This is a genomic window from Metabacillus sp. Hm71, assembly GCF_051842955.2.
Classification (GTDB): domain Bacteria; phylum Bacillota; class Bacilli; order Bacillales; family Bacillaceae; genus Metabacillus.
This window is the reverse complement of sequence record NZ_CM200278.1, coordinates 3,276,891-3,296,111: the sequence shown is the minus strand read 5'-3', so window position 1 is coordinate 3,296,111 and position 19,221 is coordinate 3,276,891. Positions and strand designations below refer to the sequence as shown.

General features: G+C 37.1%; 15 protein-coding genes and 1 pseudogene. 11 read left to right on the top strand and 5 right to left on the bottom strand.

What is annotated here, in order from left to right; genetic code table 11:
* Nucleotides 1-30: 30 nt before the first annotated feature.
* From ACSVDH_RS16135 to ACSVDH_RS16105, 7 genes are all read left to right on the top strand, one after another.
* A complete protein-coding gene (locus tag ACSVDH_RS16135) occupies nucleotides 31-1,575 on the top strand; it encodes a response regulator transcription factor (protein WP_439251287.1) in 1,545 nt (514 codons plus the stop codon).
* The gene (locus ACSVDH_RS16130; protein ID WP_439251286.1) at nucleotides 1,575-3,371 is read left to right on the top strand and encodes a cache domain-containing sensor histidine kinase; all 1,797 of its coding nucleotides are present in this window, start codon (nucleotides 1,575-1,577) and stop codon (nucleotides 3,369-3,371) included. The genes ACSVDH_RS16135 and ACSVDH_RS16130 overlap by 1 nt, the downstream gene beginning before the upstream one ends.
* A gap of 310 nt (nucleotides 3,372-3,681) precedes the next feature.
* Nucleotides 3,682-4,542, top strand: a complete 861-nt coding sequence (locus tag ACSVDH_RS16125; RefSeq protein ID WP_439251548.1) for an ABC transporter permease — start codon at nucleotides 3,682-3,684, stop codon at nucleotides 4,540-4,542.
* The gene (locus ACSVDH_RS16120; protein ID WP_439251285.1) at nucleotides 4,536-5,396 is read left to right on the top strand and encodes a carbohydrate ABC transporter permease; all 861 of its coding nucleotides are present in this window, start codon (nucleotides 4,536-4,538) and stop codon (nucleotides 5,394-5,396) included. Before ACSVDH_RS16125 ends, ACSVDH_RS16120 begins: the two co-directional genes overlap by 7 nt.
* Before the next feature lie 35 nt (nucleotides 5,397-5,431).
* A complete protein-coding gene (locus ACSVDH_RS16115; protein ID WP_439251283.1) occupies nucleotides 5,432-6,925 on the top strand; it encodes an extracellular solute-binding protein in 1,494 nt (497 codons plus the stop codon).
* Nucleotides 6,926-7,006: 81 nt separating this feature from the next.
* On the top strand, nucleotides 7,007-8,581 hold the full coding sequence (locus tag ACSVDH_RS16110; protein ID WP_439251282.1) for an FAD-dependent oxidoreductase: 1,575 nt from the start codon (nucleotides 7,007-7,009) through the stop codon (nucleotides 8,579-8,581).
* Between the two features lie 33 nt (nucleotides 8,582-8,614).
* Nucleotides 8,615-9,895, top strand: coding sequence for an FAD-dependent oxidoreductase (locus tag ACSVDH_RS16105; RefSeq protein ID WP_439251281.1), 1,281 nt, complete (start codon nucleotides 8,615-8,617; stop codon nucleotides 9,893-9,895).
* A gap of 353 nt (nucleotides 9,896-10,248) precedes the next feature.
* On the opposite strand, the gene ACSVDH_RS16100 is transcribed toward ACSVDH_RS16105, so the two are convergent.
* The gene (locus ACSVDH_RS16100; RefSeq protein ID WP_439251280.1) at nucleotides 10,249-10,602 is read right to left on the bottom strand and encodes a glyoxalase superfamily protein; all 354 of its coding nucleotides are present in this window, start codon (nucleotides 10,600-10,602) and stop codon (nucleotides 10,249-10,251) included.
* A 500-nt stretch (nucleotides 10,603-11,102) separates the two neighbouring features.
* Between ACSVDH_RS16100 and ACSVDH_RS16095 the strand changes: the two genes are divergently transcribed.
* From ACSVDH_RS16095 to ACSVDH_RS16085, 3 genes are all read left to right on the top strand, one after another.
* Complete coding sequence (locus ACSVDH_RS16095) at nucleotides 11,103-12,353, top strand: MFS transporter (RefSeq protein WP_439251279.1); 1,251 nt, start codon at nucleotides 11,103-11,105, stop codon at nucleotides 12,351-12,353.
* A gap of 522 nt (nucleotides 12,354-12,875) precedes the next feature.
* Complete coding sequence (locus ACSVDH_RS16090; protein WP_439251277.1) at nucleotides 12,876-13,838, top strand: proline dehydrogenase family protein; 963 nt, start codon at nucleotides 12,876-12,878, stop codon at nucleotides 13,836-13,838.
* A 998-nt stretch (nucleotides 13,839-14,836) separates the two neighbouring features.
* Entirely contained in the window at nucleotides 14,837-15,934 is a 1,098-nt protein-coding gene (locus ACSVDH_RS16085; protein ID WP_439251276.1) for a GerAB/ArcD/ProY family transporter, read from the top strand.
* Between the two features lie 109 nt (nucleotides 15,935-16,043).
* Here ACSVDH_RS16085 and ACSVDH_RS16080 read toward each other — a convergent pair whose 3' ends face one another.
* The 4 genes from ACSVDH_RS16080 to ACSVDH_RS16065 form a co-directional block, all read right to left on the bottom strand.
* Complete coding sequence (locus ACSVDH_RS16080) at nucleotides 16,044-16,226, bottom strand: hypothetical protein (RefSeq protein WP_439251275.1); 183 nt, start codon at nucleotides 16,224-16,226, stop codon at nucleotides 16,044-16,046.
* Between the two features lie 148 nt (nucleotides 16,227-16,374).
* Complete coding sequence (locus tag ACSVDH_RS16075; RefSeq protein ID WP_439251274.1) at nucleotides 16,375-16,620, bottom strand: recombinase family protein; 246 nt, start codon at nucleotides 16,618-16,620, stop codon at nucleotides 16,375-16,377.
* 771 nt (nucleotides 16,621-17,391) lie between these two features.
* Entirely contained in the window at nucleotides 17,392-17,628 is a 237-nt protein-coding gene (locus tag ACSVDH_RS16070) for a WGxxGxxG family protein (RefSeq protein ID WP_439251273.1), read from the bottom strand.
* A gap of 790 nt (nucleotides 17,629-18,418) precedes the next feature.
* Nucleotides 18,419-18,859 (bottom strand): YndM family protein, encoded by a 441-nt coding sequence (locus tag ACSVDH_RS16065; RefSeq protein WP_439251272.1) that lies wholly within the window; start codon nucleotides 18,857-18,859, stop codon nucleotides 18,419-18,421.
* 90 nt (nucleotides 18,860-18,949) lie between these two features.
* Between ACSVDH_RS16065 and ACSVDH_RS16060 the strand changes: the two are divergent.
* A pseudogene (locus ACSVDH_RS16060) lies at nucleotides 18,950-19,081 on the top strand (GNAT family N-acetyltransferase); the annotation flags it as partial.
* Nucleotides 19,082-19,221 lie beyond the last annotated feature (140 nt).

Below are 19,221 nucleotides of genomic sequence, written 5' to 3'. Positions count from 1 at the left end.
ATAAATCAAATAGAAGGTGAGTGAAGGCTAGTGCAATCGCAAATGTTGAGTGTCCTTATTGTAGATGATGAAGTCCCGATTCGAGAAGAATTACGATTAGTTAATTGGGCGTCACATGGTGCTGTATTAGTAGGGGAGGCAGAAAATGGTGAGGAAGCACTAGATTTTTGTACAGAATTTGTTCCGGATGTTGTCATTACAGACATTACGATGCCAAAGATGGACGGCATTCAGCTCGCACATATGCTTAAAAGTCAATTTCCTGAGGTGCAAATCATTATGTTGACTGCTTATAGCGATTTTCGATATGCCAAAGAAGCGATAAAACTTGGTGCGCTCGATTATTTGGTGAAAGTGCTGTGGAGAGAGGAAGAATTAGCATCTGTTCTTAATAAAGCACGAGAGGTCATCATACGTGAACAATTACATAAGAAGAATTCAAGGGATCAGCTCCGCTTCCAGCAATCAGACATATTTAATCAATATCTGCATGCAGGATCTTTGACAACAAATCAATTTATCTCGGAGATGGAATCTGCAGGGATTCTTCTATCGTTTCCTTTTCGTATGGCGAAACTAGTTGTAAGAGTCGCATTAGAAGATGTCCTATTCTTAGATCGTGCTTTACAAAAATTGCTCAGCGAATTAGAGCAAATGCAAAAACAGCGATTTATTTGGCTCCTATCTAAACCAGGAGAGTATTATCTTTTCTTAAAAGATCCTTCCAACGACCTTTCCATACTGACGAAGCAATTGGAAGACATTCGCTTCTTTTTGCAAAACGAAATTCTTCAACAAGTATCATACATAAACTCTGAAGTTGATTTGTTTGTCCTTATAAGCCACTCTGTTTTGGAAGAAAAAGAACTTTTAAGTAGTTTAAAAGAAATGAATCATTGTTCTCATTACGGATTTTATGAGATCCAGCAGAAAGTAGCGCTTATTGATCAATTTGCTTTTCACTCACTGACCAACGAAAAGGCTAGAGAAATAGAAAAGGAATTGAAAGCGCTTTTATACAATCGTAAAAAGCTGACAGATTTCCTCCAGCGTGATTTTTATGATTGGTGCACGAAAAACCGATTTCGTCCAGATGAGATAAAAGGAATTGTAGCTAAGTGGAGAATGGACTGGATGAAAGAGGTAAAAGGGATAGCTGAGGTGGAGGTGAGTCAAGAATTGGCAGAAGCGACAAGCTTATCAAAAATGATTCACGTTTTAACGAGGGAACTAAATACAAACGATAACATTGAGTACAAGCATCGCTTTGAAATTAGAAAAGCGATTGACATCATCGAAAAGAATCTTGGAGACCAGCTGACGCTTTCCGCTGTTTCTGAAGAGGTGGGGCTTAGTCCGAATTATTTAAGCCGGCTTTTTCGGGAGGAAACAGGAAAATCATTTAATGAGTTTATGACGGATTTACGTATGGAGAAGGCCATTCATTTACTCAAACATTCAAATTTAAAGGTGTACGAAGTGGCGGAAGAAATAGGAATTCCGAGTTATCGCTATTTTTCCGTGTTATTTCGAAAATGGACCGGATTAACGCCTAAAGACTTTAGGAAACGGTGATGCAGATGAAATTCACGAATCGGCTGAGTATTGCGACAAAGCATTTTATCTTTTTGTTCATCTCAACATTAATGATATTTGTGACATTGATTTGGAATAACCAACAGGATTCTGTAAAACTATTTCGAAACCAAGTGATCTATGATTCTCAAAAATTGCTGGAAAACACAAACCTGTTTTTAAATTCGTACTTAGAAAACATCCAAAGCATTTTGTTGGATTTATCGATGAAGGATGCATTGCTGCTAACGAAAAATGAAGATGCAATCAATACCGAATTACGAACAACAGCGGATATTAATTCATCATTAGTCAATGCCATTTATATGATCAGCACAGATGGTAAGGTGTATTCCAGCCATAAGGTTTATTATGAAATTTTAGGAAATCCGCAAATTTCTTTTTTATATCAGCTTTCGCAAAAAAACTATGGAGGAATCAATTGGAGCGAGCCGTATCATTCGCCGCTTTCAGCAGGCAATACAGTCGCTTTTGTCAGCCCAATAAAGAACAAAAATACCTTTATCGGCACGGTTGTCATTGAAATTGACCTTGAACAATTGTCTCGCAAGCTTACTCCTATGCTTTTAAATAAAAATCAATCCTTTATTATTCTTACATCGTCTGGAAATATCGTTTCAACAGATATTAAAAAAGAATCAAACATCCCTCAGGATTTATCCGATTATCCAAGAAAGCCTAGTAAATCCTTTATCCAAAGCATAAAGAACCAAAAGAATGGCGTTCATGACTTAGCCGAAAAAAACCTTTCACTTGTTTCGGTTAAATCGGATGAAAACCGCTTAGGCTGGAGTCTTATTTCCCTCATCGACGAAAACGTATTTTATGAAAATGTTCATATCCTTAATGAAAATTTTAAAAAGGCTGGTGTTTTATTAGTTGTTATTCTTTTTATTAGTACATTTATGTTAAGCCGATACTTGACGAAACCAATTCGAAAATTAGCGAAAAAGATGGATACCGTCACAAGCTTGCAAAATATGTCCAGCATCGAAATGAACAGGTCTGATGAAATAGGGAGTTTGGCCAGAAGCTATAATGCGATGATTGATCGCATCCAGTTTCTTTTTAAAGAAAATGCAAGGATGGTGGAGCTGAAAAAAGAGTACGAATTTAAAATGCTTCAGTCCCAAATTAAACCGCATTTTCTGTACAATACATTAGCTTGTATTGGAAGTTTAGCCAGGCAGAATAAAATAGAGGAAGTGCGGGCGACCATCCGTTCTCTCGTCGGCCTTTTATCCTTTAGCTTTGATAAACGCTCAGAAATGGTTTCGTTAGCAGAGGAAATAGAAAGTGTTGAAATGTATTTTGACATTCAAAGAATGAGATATGGCAATAAATTCACCTTATGTGTTGCCGTAGATGAAGAAGCATTCGTTTGTATGATTCCTAAGTTAACGTTACAGCCATTTGTGGAAAATGCGATATTTCATGGAATTTCAACAAAGGAAGGGAATGGAGAAATATCGATTAAAGGAATGATCTCACAAGGAATGTTAAAGCTGTATATCCGCGATAATGGGGTTGGCATGGAACAAGAAAAAGTCAATCAGCTTCTTAATGAATCGGTTAAAAGAAAGGTGACAGGGGGCTTTAACAGTATTGGGATGGTGAATGTTCATGAGAGAATTCGCATTTCATATGGCAGCCGATATGGAATTCGGGTAAAAAGCTTGAAAAACGTAGGAACGATTGTCAAAATCTCCATCCCCAGCGGAAGTGATGGAACAGTAAAGGATCCAACTTTAGACTTAACGAAAATGATTCACTAAACCATTCATGATTGTAACATATCGTACATTTTTACCGATTTTGTGTATATAAAAAGAATTTTCTGACTTTTATACTACTAGTAAGACAACCGGAAGGGGATGATTCGTTCACCAAATAAATGTAAGGGTTTACATCAAAAAGGGGCAACAATGGCTAGAATTGCCTTAAATGGCGAATTAGGAAAAAGACTGAAAGGCGGGTGGTGACGTGGACCTAAATACTGTAACCGAAAAGACCGTTTATCCAAAAAAAGAAACAAAGCTGCGACTTATTTTTCAGCTCGTTTGGAGACATAAAGCCTTTTATCTTATGCTTCTGCCAGGTCTCATCTATTTCATCATCTACAAGTACATCCCTATGTACGGGGTCGTGATTGCGTTCAAGGATTTTAACATCATGGATGGGATCATGGGAAGCGCTTGGGCTGATCCTTGGTACAAGCATTTTAAAGAATTTTATGATTCGCCATATTTCTCACAGTTATTAACCAATACCTTTTTAATCAGCCTATATAAGCTCATTTTTGGAATGGTTCCGCCAATCCTTCTGGCCCTGTTATTACATGAGTGCCGCTTCCTTTGGTATAAGCGGATCATTCAAACCTTAAGCTATATGCCGCATTTTTTATCTTGGGTCATCATTTACGGGATTTTAATCGCCTTTTTGTCCGAGAGCTCCGGATTATTGAATCAATGGTTAAAGGGTTTGGGAATCGAACCCATCAACTTTTTAACATCACTAGACTGGTTCCGGACCATCCTGGTCGGCTCAGACATTTGGCAAAATCTTGGATGGGGGGCGATCATCTACTTGGCCGGGATGTCTGGCATCAATCCTGAGTATTATGAAGCGGCCAGAGTAGACGGAGCAAGCAGGCTTCGCATGATTTGGCATATTACCCTACCTGGGATCCGCAATTTAATTATTTTGCTGTTCATCCTGCATTTAGGAAAGTTTATGGAAGCGGGATTTGAACAAATCTATATTCTTTATAACATTCAGGTCTATCCTGTCGCTGATATTTTAGACACATGGGTTTTTCGTGTCGGTCTGCAGCAAATGAATTTCAGCTTAGGGGCAGCAGTCGGATTATTCAAATCAATCATCGGTCTCGTCCTGGTCCTTAGTGCGAACCGATTAGCGAAGAGATGGGGGGGAGGAATTTGGTAAGAGGGCTTGAGGATCGCATCTTTAATGCGGTAATTTATCTTATCTTAGGGATTGTCGGCATTGTCTGTGTGTTCCCTTTATTATACGTATTGGCTGTTTCAGTCACTCCGTATGGAGAAGTATTAAAAAACGGTGGTTATATCATTATCCCGAAAAGCTTCACTTTAGAGGCATACCATCAGCTCTTTTCAGGAAATGAGATTGTGAAAGCATTCGGCATCACTGTCTTTATCACAGTAGTTGGAACGCTCGTCAATATGTTTTTAACAACCTTAATGGCTTATCCTCTAAGTCGAAAAAACTTGCCAGGCCGAAACTTCTTCTTATTTTTGGTCGTATTTACCCTTCTATTTAGCGGTGGAATTATTCCGACCTACCTCGTTGTCCGTGATACAGGTCTGGTAGACACAGTGTGGGCGATGATCATCCCAAATGCTGTTGGTGCTTTCAATTTACTGATTATGAAAAGCTTCTTTGAAAATATTCCGAATGAACTCTTTGATTCTGCACGGATTGACGGGGCGAAGGAGTTCAGAATCCTCTTTCAAATTGTCATGCCCTTGTCATTGCCGGTCTTACTGACGGTTGGGTTATTTTATGCAGTTGGGCATTGGAATGAATTTTTCCAAGCAGTCATGTATATCACCGATACGGAATTATATCCGCTGCAGGTGGTTATCCGAAACATTTTAATGCAATCAACAAATCCTGAGCAAATGCTCGAGGAATATGTTCCAACAACAACGTTGCAAATGGCTGCCGTGATTGTAGCAAGTTTGCCAATTATTGTTGTGTATCCTTTTATCCAAAAACATTTTACAAAGGGGGTCATGATTGGCTCAATAAAAGGTTAGGTGTTTTTTATGAATATAAAAGGGGAGGAACAAATGTGAAAAAATCATTATTGGTTAGTTTGATCATGATGCTTTTCGTAAGTATGTTTGTCATGGGCTGCAGCTCAAATAAAACCTCAAGTGAGAAAGAACAGGATTCAGTCAATTCGAATAAACCGATGGAGATTGAAATTGCGATGTCCGGGACAGGATTTCCAGATCCGGACCCAATTGCCGAAGCGCTTAATAAAGCATTAGGAATTAAGATCAAAATAACGGCACTAGCAAGTGAGGAAGATTATTTTAATCAATTAAATGTCCGGTTAGCAGCTGGTAATTACCCTGATATCATCCTCACACAGGATCGTCAGCGCATGGCGGAATACGGGCGGAAAGGCATGCTTCTTGACTTAACACCTTATATGGAAAAACTTCAGCCTTCTGTTACCTTTGCAGGAGAGGATAATTTCAAAAAAGGAAATCTTGACGGCAAGCAATACGGTATTCCGAGGATACCAGATGTTCCATTTTCCACATGGTGGGTACGGAAGGATTGGCTTGATAACTTAGGATTAAAGGTTCCAACAACAATCGAAGAAATCACAGAAGTAGCCAAAGCCTTTACCTTTAATGATCCTGACCAAAACGGAAAAAATGATACGTACGGAATAACCGGCGGTGGACTTTCAGGCTTTACAGGTGTATTTAGTGCGTTCGGTGTGGGGACTCCTGGGAATTTCTACATCAAGGATGGTGAGGTTGTCAATTCTCTTTACGACCCGGCCATGAAGGATGCGCTTGCCTTTATTAAAGGGATGATTGATGAAGGTGTTGTCGATCCCGAATTAATCGCCAACACAGGCAGACAGCACTTAGATAAAATTTACAAAGGCCAATATGGTTTAATCTATCATTCTTGGACAGATATTGCGAAAAAGGAAAATCAAGAGGAAATAAAATTAGTAAACCCGAAGGCAGAATGGATTCAAATCAAAGCACCAACGGGTCCAGGCGGAAATTTGGATGGCGTTTATGATGTTGCCACGGTTTCAAGAATGTGGTCATTACCAAAATCCCTTGAAAAAGAACCAGAAAAGCTTGAAAAGATTTTAGAACTATTTAACTATGTATCGGAAAGAGAAGGGAATCTTCTTGTGATGTATGGTGAAGAAGGCAAAAACTATAAGATGAATGGCGATAAAGTGGAAATCACTGATCCTAAAGGGGTTGAGCATTCCCACTACTTCCAATTGACAGGACGCCCGAACGCTGAATATCTAGCATCGAAATTCGGCTATGCCCAGCAGCAGATTGATTTCGCGATCGAACAGCCGCGGATTGAAATCTATGATAGCTTGATAACATTGCCTGAAGGCTTTGTCGCTTCAGATGCGGAACGCTATATTAATGAAGAAATCGTGAAATTCATTTACGGAAACCGACCATTAGAGGAATACGATCAATTTATCAGCACGTTGGAAGGTACCTATAATTACAAGGCTTATTTAGATTCAGCTACCGAACAAATTTCAGAGTTTGTTGGTCAGTAACTCGTGATTAAAGGGATGAAAATAACATGAATTTGTTTGTTTTCCTTCCTTACTATATAAAGCAGAAGGTGATAGATTACCATGAATCAGGAAATGAAGGCCGACATCGTTATCATTGGCGGAAGTACTGGCGGCTGTGCAGCTGCATTAGCCGCCGCAAAAATGGGTAAATCTGTAATTTTAACAGAGGAAACCGATTGGATTGGCGGGCAATTGACAAGCCAGGGAGTTCCTCCTGATGAGCATCCATGGATTGAACAATTCGGATGTACACAGAGCTACAGCCAATTTCGAAACCTTGTCAGAGAGTACTATCGACGAAATTTTCCGCTGACAACGGAGGCCAGCTCTCGTCTCCTTCTCAATCCAGGCAACGGAAACGTAAGCAGGATTTGCCATGAGCCAAGTGCTGCACTTGCGGTGATTCATGAAATGTTAGCTCCCTATGTTCATAGCGGTCAGGTGAAAATTTTTACTAATTATCTTCCCGAAAAAGCAGAAGTAAACGGAGATACCGTGTTATCTGTGCAAGTAAAGAATTCAGTTACAGGAACAAGAATGACATTGACTGGCACCTATTTCCTTGATGGCACAGAATGCGGAGATCTCTTGCCGTTAGCAAATGTAGAATATGTGACAGGCTCCGAGTCTCAAAAAGAGACAGGTGAGCCCCATGCATTAGCAGGTGAGGCAGACCCACTGGATATGCAGGCGGTAACCCATTGCTTTGCGATGGACTATGTGGAAGGGGAAGATCATACGATTCCAAAACCTGAGAATTATGAGTTTTGGAGAAACTATCAAGCCAGCTTTTGGCCTGACAAGCATTTTAGCTGGACAGTTCCGCATCATATTACATTGGAACCAAGGCACTTTACCCTATTCCCAGAAACAGATCTACCATCATGGTGGTTATATCGAAGAATCATAGATAAGGAGAATTTTGCACCTGGAACCTTTGTCAGTGATACGACTCTTGTCAATTGGCCGCAAAATGATTATTGGCTTGGTCCGGTCTTTGAGGTAAGTGATGAAGAAAGACAGAAGCATTTGCAGGGAGCAAAGCAATTAAGTCTTTCCCTGCTTTATTGGATGCAAACCGAAGCTCCAAGACCGGATGGAAAACAAGGCTACCCGGGACTTCGCTTGCGCAAGGATCTTTTTGGAACAGAGGATGGCTTGGCAAAATACCCGTACATTCGAGAATCACGCAGGATCAAAGCAGAATTCACGGTGTTAGAGCAGCATGTATGTCCGGATTCAAGGGGAGAAGACAGTTCAGAAATCTTCTTCGACTCAGTTGGAGTTGGCAGCTATCGAATTGACCTGCATCCTAGTACCGGGAATCGAAATTATATTGATATATCAAGCTATCCGTTTCAAATTCCTTTAGGAAGTCTCATTCCAATCAGAGTGAAAAATCTGCTGCCTGCCTGTAAAAACCTTGGTGTCACCCATATCACCAATGGCTGTTATCGCTTGCATCCGGTTGAATTGAATATTGGAGAATCCGCAGGGTATTTAGCCGCTTATTGTATAGATGGAAACATGGAGCCGAGGGAAGTTCGAAATAACCGTGAAACCCTGGAAGATTTTCAAAAGCTGATTGCTCAACAAGGTATTGAAATCCAATGGCCGAAGCTTCGGTCACTGTAAGTAAAAATGAACATAGGAAAGGGGAAAATGATCTTGTCAAATCTTGAATACGATGTCATTGTTGCTGGTGGAGGACCAAGTGGAATTGCCGCAGCTGTTGCAGCTGCCAGAAATGGAGCAAAAACTCTGTTAATTGAACGGTATGGCTTCCTTGGGGGAGCTGGAACTGCGATGATGGTGAATCCATGGATGACCTATTCAGCTGGTCCAAAACAAATTATTTATGGCGTGCTGCAGGAATTAATTGACGGCATGTCAGAGCTTGGCATGTATGGACATCCGAAACAAAAAACAGCCTTTGATCCTGAGGCCTTAAAATACGTTGCAGAGCATCTTTGCCTCGATGCCGGGGTTGAACTGTTGTACCATACCTTCTTAGGCGATGCGCAAATGGATGACTCAAAGCGAAATATCCAATCGATCCGTGTTGCCAATAAAGCAGGTTTAATGGACTTAAAAGCAAAAATCTATGTGGACACAACAGGTGATGCCGATTTATCCGCATTAGCAGGTGCTACTGTCGAAAAGGGCCGTGAAGTGGACAGCTTAAGCCAGCCGATGACCTTGAATTTCCGCATGGCCAATGTCGATATTGATCGCATGCCAAGCCGCGAGGGAATGACCGAATTATATATTGAAGCCAAAAAGCGCGGGGAATTAAAATGCCCACGTGAAAATGTTTTATGGTTCTATGCCAATCAAGAAGGGGTTATTCACTTTAATCAAACCCGTGTTATTCTAAAGGACGCAACAAATCCATGGGAACTAACCGCGGCAGAAATTGAAGCACGGGAACAAGTGCAGGAATTTGTCTCCTTCCTGAAAAAGCATGTTGATGGATTTGAAAATGCATACCTGCAAACAACTGCTCCACAAATCGGAGTCAGAGAATCACGAAGAGTGATTGGCGATTACAAGTTAACCGCAGAGGAACTGCTAAACGCCTGCAAGTTTGATGATGTTGTGGCACTTGGTTCCTATCCGGTTGATATTCATAACCCTGCGGGGGAAGGAACTTTGCTGCAACACTTAAAACCAGGGGAATGGTACGATATCCCATATCGATCACTCATTCCAAAGAATATCGACAATCTCATCGTTGGAGGAAGACCTATCTCTGCCACACATGAAGCCCATTCTGCCCTTCGCGTTCAGCCAATTGCCATCGCAATCGGTCAAGCAGCAGGAACTGCAGCTGCTCTATGTGCAAAAGAAGGAAAGCTGCCGCGTAAGTCAGATGTGAAACAAATTCAAAATTCTTTGCTGGAACAAGGGGCTTATTTAGGGCCGCAGTTTGAGAAGAAGATGGTTTAGGTGCGAGATGATTCCTTGTTGATGCGGAATGAGAATGAGAGACCTTGATGTAATTTCGGGGGAAATCGGGTTTTATTGGCGGATATCAGATATATCAGCAAGTATTTTCGATTTTATCAGCGAAATTCAAAATATATCGGCGGTATCTTCGATTTTATCAGCGAATTTCAAAATATATCAGCGATTTTTCAATTTTATTGGCGCAAATCTGAATTTATCAGCGAATTTCTCATTAAATAGATCCACAAAGTAAAATGGAGGAATCATAAAGAGCCTTTCTGTGCTTTATATACAGAAAGGCTCTTTATCCCTAAGACCTAGAGTTTAAGTTATAAGAGCAAGCACTTCTATTACTACAGAATTTCCTCATAAAAAGTAATCCTGTTAAAGAAAGGATCGGTCACCGTTAGTTCGACTGTATTCCAAGGTGATTTTTCTAAACCAGGGTTTGCATAAGTATACTTTTTTTCTTTTAAGGCAGAATGATATTTTTTTAGATCTGTCATTTTTATTCGAATGGCACTGCCTGGAGAGCAGTCACCATGATGTTCGGAAAGATGTAAGATCAGTTCATGTAAAGATACTTGGCAATAGACCGGCATGTGTTCTTCGAAACGATGTGCCCAATCAAGCTGATAGCCTAAATAATCGATGTAAAATTCCTTTGCTTTTTCCAGGTCAAAAATACGAAAAATAGGTGTAATCATTATCATACACTCCTTGAAAAATATGTATTTGGTTCATTATCTACTATTTAACTAAAAACATAAAGAAAATTATGTATACCCGCTTAAATAGAATTGTTATTTATTGACTTTTTTAAACTTCTGCTCTAAAATAATGGTGAATGTTTACATAAAGGAGGATTATAAAATGCAATCTGTCAGACTTCGTTTCACAGCTTTGAACCAGTAACTGAATACGTTCAAAGGCTCTGTTTGTGCAGGGTAAACGGGATTAGTCTGTCCTTTTTTATAATCTTCATTATGCATAATCGACTATGTGAAGAAAGGCGGAACTGTCTGCCTTTCTTTATTTATGGGCAAAAATGTTTCATACTCATGAAATAAGGATCATTCTTAATCGTTTACTCAAAATCACAGGCAGGCGTCTGTGATTTTTTTATGAAAGATGAGCGTATTTTTTTTACTGGGGAATTCACACTGTTAGCCAAAATGAGAACGAAAAATAAGAAGGACGTGAAAAGATGAACTCAGTAAATGAACATGGATTTGAAAATTGGAAAAAGAACATTACACTGTTTTTAAGCAGCCAAACGATTTCGCTTTTTGGTTCAGCATTGGTTCAATATGCAATAATGTGGTATGTCACGCTTAATACACAGTCAGGAATGATGATGACACTCTTTATTATATGCGGCTTCATTCCTACCTTTATTTTATCGCCATTTGCAGGAGTGTGGGCAGATCGGTATAACCGAAAAAAACTGATTGCTTTATCAGATGCCTTAATTGCAACAGCAACACTTCTCCTCGCGATTGTGTTTTTAATGGGATATGATGCGGTGTGGCTGCTCTTCCTTATGGCCGCTCTTCGTGCTGTCGGTACCGGTATTCAAACACCCGCAGTAGGGGCGATTTTGCCGCAGATTGTACCAAAGGATAAGCTAACGAAAATAAACGGAATAAATGGAAGTCTGCAAGCAATCAATATGTTTGTTGCACCGATTGTGAGTGCAGCCTTATTATCAATGGCTTCACTTGAGATCATTTTCTTTATCGATGTGATAACAGCATTAATTGCCATCTTCACATTACTCGGTTTTCTAAAAATCGCGCAACACCAGAAATCAGCTGATGATCAACCAACAAGCTATCTCAATGATTTTAAGCTAGGGATAACGTACATTAAAAATAACCCTTTTTTAAGACAGTTATTTTTGTTCTTTGGGATCTTCTTTGTCTTAATGGCACCTGCCGCTTTTTTGACTCCACTTCAAGTAACGCGGAGTTTCGGTGACGATGTTTGGCGGCTAACGGCCATTGAAATTGCTTTTTCCGTAGGGATGATGGCTGGAGGAGGAATCATTGCCTCTTGGGGCGGCTTTAAAAATAAAATTCATACGATGACCTTGGCAAGCTTATTAATGGGGATCTGTACATTTGCCCTAGGGGTTGTTCCAGTTTTCTCGGTATATTTAATTTTCATGGCTGTCTTCGGGATTGCGATGCCGGTCTTTAATACACCTACAACTGTTTTACTGCAGGAAAAAGTAGATGAAAACTATTTAGGGAGAATTTTCGGTGTGTTTGGGATGATTTCCACATCCATGATGCCAATGGGCATGCTGATTTTCGGACCGATGGCAGACGTGATCAAAGTAGAATGGCTTTTGGTGGGAACGGGGGTATTGATCTTCATTCTTTCCATAATGTTAGGTGGAAACAGAGTTTTGATGGAGGCTGGTAAGCCAGTCGTAGAGGAACCAGCAAAATAGAAGAAAGTTAGAAATGATAAAAATGGCTCAGAGTATTAAATTCTGAGCCATTTTTATATTCATAATACTCTGACCAGCTTTAAAGTTCCTTTAAAAAATGCTGTTCAATGAAGCCCTCAGACATGTTTCTTTGGACACACAAACCCAATGTCATATTAGAGCAATAATAAATAAGACAATGATACCTATTTTTTAATACTACGCTTCTTTCCGCCATATTTACCGCACATATGGGCTCCATTATCTTACGTATTTCTCCATACGAGAGAAAATAAATTTACTTGTAGATAACCGAGGAGCACTACTCTTCTTCCGTTTTTAATTTTTTGTACCTAATTAAATATTTCTGGATTAATAATAGCAGGTACGGCATTTCCAATTTCGAAATATTGATTAGTGTTAACGTATTGTCCCTATATATACTGTTTTAATTGAATTGGCATTTTTAGTATAAAACCCCCCTGAATAACCATTTTTTGGAGTATAATTACTATGGTAATTCAAATGAAACGAGGGATATGATTGGAACTTCTATCAATTGAAAAACAATTTGCAGATGCTTTAAAATCCGTTGCTCGAAATTTAGAAATAAAGGAGTATATTCAGCAATCTTCTGAACTTTATCCGTTATTTCAAAGTGCTGCTAAAAGGTTTGTGACAGGTGAAGCAAGAGAAGATGGATTATCGATTGGTGAATTACTTATCAATAAGGGTTACCGCATTTCACTTGAATTTATTGGTGAAAATACTATCAATAAAGAGGGGTGCGCTCGAGCTAAAGATGAGTTTATAGCGTTGATAAGGGAATGTGGAAATCGTGGAATAATATCTCGTATTTCTTTTGATTTATCTCATATAGGTTTATCTGTTGATCCTGAACTTGCCTATGAAAACTTAATAGAGATGGCAAAAGAAGCACAATCTTATAATCTTTCTCTTATGATTAGTATGGAAGAATCGGCTAAAACGGATCAGATACTTAACTTATACAAAAGCGTTGTTGTCGAATATCCTAACATTGGGGTTACACTTCAAGCTTATCTACATCGAACAATGGATGACCTTAATGATTTACTTAATTATCCTGGGGCAATTCGTATTGTAAAAGGAGCATATCAAGAACCATCAGATATTTGTATCCCTCGTTCAGATGAGTTGGACCAACGTTTATTAGAATTAGTAGATTTATGTGTTAAAGCTGGCCATCAAATTTCAATTGCTTCTCACGATGAAGCTATATATAAACAGATTATGGAGCGAGGTTATTTACAAAACCCGCATGTTGAAGCAGAAATGTTATACGGAATTCGTCCTGAACTTTGTAAACAACTTAAAGACAGGGGGATACCTGTTCGTGTCTATTTACTCTATGGTGTAGAGTGGTATTTATACCTTACTCATAGAATAGCAGAATATCCACCAAACATTTATGTTGCAATTACGGATATAATTCGTGGGGGAGGAAACTCTTCTCAATATTACTAAATGGGAATGTAAAAAATCTAATTCTACAAAAATGCTTTACTTTAAAAAGGAGTAGAGCACTTGCTAGTTCTTACGGCAGTTTAATTCAAGAAGGTAATTTTCATAAATAGGACGAATTATATTGCCAATGCTTATTTAAGACAATGATTGGAATAATTTTCTTACTATAGTAAAAGGGTGCTTTGCTTCCATAAGGAGCAAGGCTTTTTTCTTAAAAGGTAAAAAAGTATAAAAATTTGAACTTAGTTTTAGTGTCTAGCTCCAGGCGCCATCGGCTCTAGTCAAATGTAAAGAACACCTTCTATTCCGATTCGCCTTATGCTTGTCGCCGAATGCTAAGCGCCTTGCGCTTATTCGATTAAGGACAGAATAGTTTAAGAATGATATATTCGATGAGTTTTAAGGAAGGTGTATTTATGCTGAGAATAAAATCACAATTTGCAAATTTCGTGTCTAGTTTTACAGGTCCATTATAAACTGTCTTTTTTTATGTTAAGGGCCAGAGCACTGAAATAAACAGAAAATGGAGAATTATTGTTAATTACACTAGTAATGCAGAAAATCTCCTCAAAGAATTGATTAAAATGCAAATGATGTAATTGAAGGATATCTTATCCAAAATAGTTAATAATAATTTTGAATTGAGATATGGTATTTGTTTTACAATACAAACTATTGGTGTTATTTGGTATATTCTATGCTTTTCGTTTTATATACACAAGTGAGTTATACATACAGGTATTTGGCGATTCAATAAATACAGTTGTTTTACTTATAGTAACAGTAATTTTAGCAGCAATAAATAGACCAAAGGTTAAGGAAACTGGCAAAAAATAAAGTTTCAAAGTCACTTGTCACAGAATTGATGGGAATTTTCTTAAATGATTTTGTTTCTACCTATGTAAAAAGAAAGTAAGGTGACAACTAATACAATCAAATATGATAATTTAATTCCTTGTTGTTTAAGAAGAAAAATGGCACAAATTTAGGGTGATTAAATGAATAAGGAAAAAATAGGTAATATACAACTATTTTATATAATGGTTGGATACGTATTAGGAACAGCCATAATTTTAGGATTAGGATTAGAAGTTAAGCAGGACGCATGGATATTTATTTTGATCGGTACGTTAGGCGGTATGCTCTTAATGACTATTTACACGCAATTATCGGCATTTTACCCTGATGATACATTGGTTCAGATGATTCCCAAAATAATAGGAAAGTATCTTTCATATCCAATAATTTTGCTTTATATTTTCCATTTTACATATTCTGCAGCAAGAGCATGCAGAGAATTAGGAGACCTTCTTGCATCAACAATATTAACAGAGACTCCTCTAATTGTTACAATCGTAAGTTTCATGGTCTTGGTGATTTACTGTCTAAGGGGTGGAATTGAGCCCTTTTTTCGAATGGGGGAAGTAGTATTTCCTGTTTATATTTTTGCTCTCATGCTTATTTGGACACTTTTACTTAGTGTTGAAGGGAATGATGTTAAAAATTTAACTCCAGTATTAGCAAATGGGATAAAGCCCGTTTTGAAAGAGGCATTTCCCACTGCTTTAAACTTTCCATTTGGAGAAACAATTGTTTTTATGATGTTCTTCCCATTTTTAAATAGTAAGAAAAACATTAAAAAAATCGGAATCGTTGCCGTTTTATTTGGGGGCATTCTATTAACAGTTAATTCCATCATGATCATGTCTGTGTTGGGTCCAGAAATTTATAGTCAAAATATTTTTTCACTTCTTACCGCTACCAGAATGGTTACGATTGCAGATTTTCTTGAACGTTTTGATGTGCTTGTTATTTTGATGATGGTTGCAGGCGTGTTTTTTAAAGCAGGAGGGTTTTTGTTCGGAGCTGCGCTTGGAATAGCTCATTTATTTAACTTAAAACAAACACGTTCCGTCACCCTTGGACTTGGGACCATTATCATTTCCTTATCACTCATAAGTGCTAATAGCTATGTAGAACATATAAATATTGGATTTTTGTTTTTTGTTCCATATGTCCATACTTTTTTACAAATTATTGTGCCAATTTTATTACTTTGTATCGCATTTATTCGCAAAAAATTTAGCCTTTTTTAGAGGTAGTTTAAAAAGCACTAATACTTTTTACAATCTTTAACATTGCTATGTAATTTAGTTTTAGGAGTAAAGCCTTTTTATCAAGTAACAGATTATTTACCTTGGATAATTAAAAATATCCTTCTTCAAGTAACGCTGCTTTAGTTGAAGAAGGAACGAGTAAAAAGAAGACTAATAAAACTCGGGTATTAGTTATTGTTAAACTATCAACAACCGGCCGATCACCGATCTTATCTAAATCAATCCTTTTTACGAGCATCTGAAGTAACATTTTCTTTTCAATTGAGTCCATGCGTTCCTAATTTTCACGAACATTGTTTAAAACTTCGATCATATCGTTAGGACTCATTTTTTCATTGATAGGTTGAAGGGAAGAAAGCAGCTTTTTAATTTCCTCTTCTTTTAATTTCAAAATACTGTTCAGTATTTACGCGGTAGTTTTAACGCATTGTTCCTATGTAAACAGGATTTTTTAAGGCATAACGAACTTTTTCTCTTGTCCAAACACGACCTGTCTTAGTTTTAACATTCATTAGGTTCAATCTATTAGCTATTTTAAGCATGCCTTTTCCAGACAAGTAGAGATCATAAATTTTACGGACGATTTCAGCTTTTTCTTTATTAATAAGAAGAGTATCGCTCTTTTTATCAATTTTATAACCGAAGTGGGGAGGTTGATAACCCATTTTCCTTCCTTAGCTTTAGAATACGCATGAATTCACCTCGAAATAATTATTAATTAATTATTGAAGGATTTATGGTATATTTTTTGGACACCATAATACGAGAGTAGGAACATTCGTTCTGTTTTATTGCAAAATAAAACCCCTTAATGAGAAAGGGGATGAAGAATATAATTTAAAATTTAATTTTTTTTGTTTAAGACATTTTTTTCTTGAAGTAACTTTTCTCTATTTACTTTTACATCACTCAAAAAAGTAAAGAAGAGAGCAAACTTTTAACAACAGTCTGCTCTCTTCTTTGGTTGTAAGTACTTAATATAAGGAATTAGGGGATCCTTTTCGTACACAATTATAATAACACCAGTAATTACCAAAAGCAAAAATCATCCCTAAAAACTTAGGGATGATTTTTACCCTTAACTGTGTATTCCGTCACAGTCATTTTATTATTTAAGTCCTTTATAATTTATTCTATAATTTTTAACATTTATTTAGCTCATTTAACTAACTAATGAAGGGTTCCTTAACCTTGATAAAAAATTTTGAAAAAAATAACTTCAAGCTAAGACCTCTTAAATGTGTTCAAATTTCGAAGGAACTGTCTACTGATGGAATATCCAACAATACAAGGACATTTGCTATCATTAAGCCAATGGCAGTACTCTCCTAAAAATCATCAGTAAACAAGGAGCAGCAATGTGATTACTGTTGAATTATTACACGACTTTACCAAGAATTTGCCCAGTTTATTAATAGAGCCTTTAATATTTGTTTTTAACGGACTTCTTTTTCTCTTCTTCTAAGACCAAACAGACCTACTAATCCTAATAAACCGAGCCATTCCCAATTAGTATCGTTATCAACAACGTCTGTTGTTGTAGTAACATTCCTTACTCCATTATTGTTATTTGCTCTATTCAAATTATTATTGTCTTCAGCATGTACAGTTATCCCAAGAGCCATAATAGTTAATGTTAAAGTACACAAAAGATAAGATAATTTTTTCTTCATTTCTTTTCCCTCCTTTTATAATTTGTAATCTCCCCAGCTTTATTAGCTAATATTCGTTAAGTTCACTTTAGGTTAAAATTGGAATTTGCACCTTTAATAATCATAATTATTTTGTACCCTTATTTAACCATCATTATAAATGACACTATTAAATATTAAAAAAACGTGACCAAACTCCAAGAAAAGAAGGTCGCTTTGAATGAATATTTTTCAACTAGGGGGGACAATTAAAGGAATTTTAAGTGATAATCCACAAATGAACCAACGCCTTGGTGAAGTATTTGGAGTTTGAAGTTATTTCTTTGTTACAAAAGGTTATGTCGTCCGAAAGCACTTTACATCTAAAATGCTCCAGATTTGTTTTAAACAAAAAAAGAAGCCAGCTCAGTGAGCCGGTTTCAAAGTTATTCTTCTTAAGTATAATCGAGATGATTAAACCCAGAAGCTTATCCATTAAGTAAAACTTCAAAACGTTTGAATATTGTTGATTGCTTATCGTGTAAAACACTAACTAAGACGTTTTCCATTCTTTCGTATTTTTAACAAAAGTGTCGATTGTCCAAGATTAGTAGCCTAGACCAAGTAACAATCGATCATAATCAGGCACATAGATATTTTAATTGTAGTCATTAAAAGGAGGATTACTATGTGCCGTTATAATTAGTATGTCCAAATGGGTTAAATATATTTTAAGTACCAACGAGTTGCCAAAAACAAGAAAGAAATTTGAATGAGGAATTATCTAAAAGATAAATAAATAATACCCAACCATTTGGTCGGGTATTAACAATTACTTTCTATTTCTTGGAATCCTAGGTGTTACTTCTTCTGAAGCTTCTGTTTGGTATTGCAGAGCATTATTTCTTCTGCTTTTATTTTCTTGCTTATTATCTACAGTTGATGCAACGTATTTATGGAAGAAATACTCGAATAATGCAACACCGATAGCTGAGAATAACGAAGCCCAAAAAATATCTGCACCATCATTTGAAATGTTATCAAGCATTAACCAAATAACGAGAAATGCCATTCCAAAATCAGCTAATGTTGCTACCCTGTTATTTGTTCTTGGTAAAATTACAAGATCTCCTACCATATAAGAAATAACGCCTAATACAAGAGATATTAATAAAACATTTTCAAATTGAACATCAAATACAATGCCTAAAATTACATACAACAATGCAAATGTAGCTATAAATTTAATAACAATTGCCTTTATGTGGCTCATTTAACTAACACCTCCTTATCTCGGTGATAGTATGCTTAATTATTAGATATTTATTCTTTTTATTGACCACATTCCAGTTTGTTTGGATGATTTTTATCAAATCATAGAGCAATAGCTTTATATAAGGCTATGGGATTTGTTGAAGAAGGACGTAAGATTAAAAAATTTAAATTAAATGACAGTGAGTATGTAGATGATATTCTTATGTACAAATTTGAATAACTTTTTGTTGTAACTGGTACTTTACTTCAATAAGGAGTAGAACATTTTTCTGACTAACGGGTGCCTTAATATAATAAGGAAGCGTTTAAATTTAAAAGTGAATAGCCATACAATGAATGAGTACCCGAGGGTACCCCTTA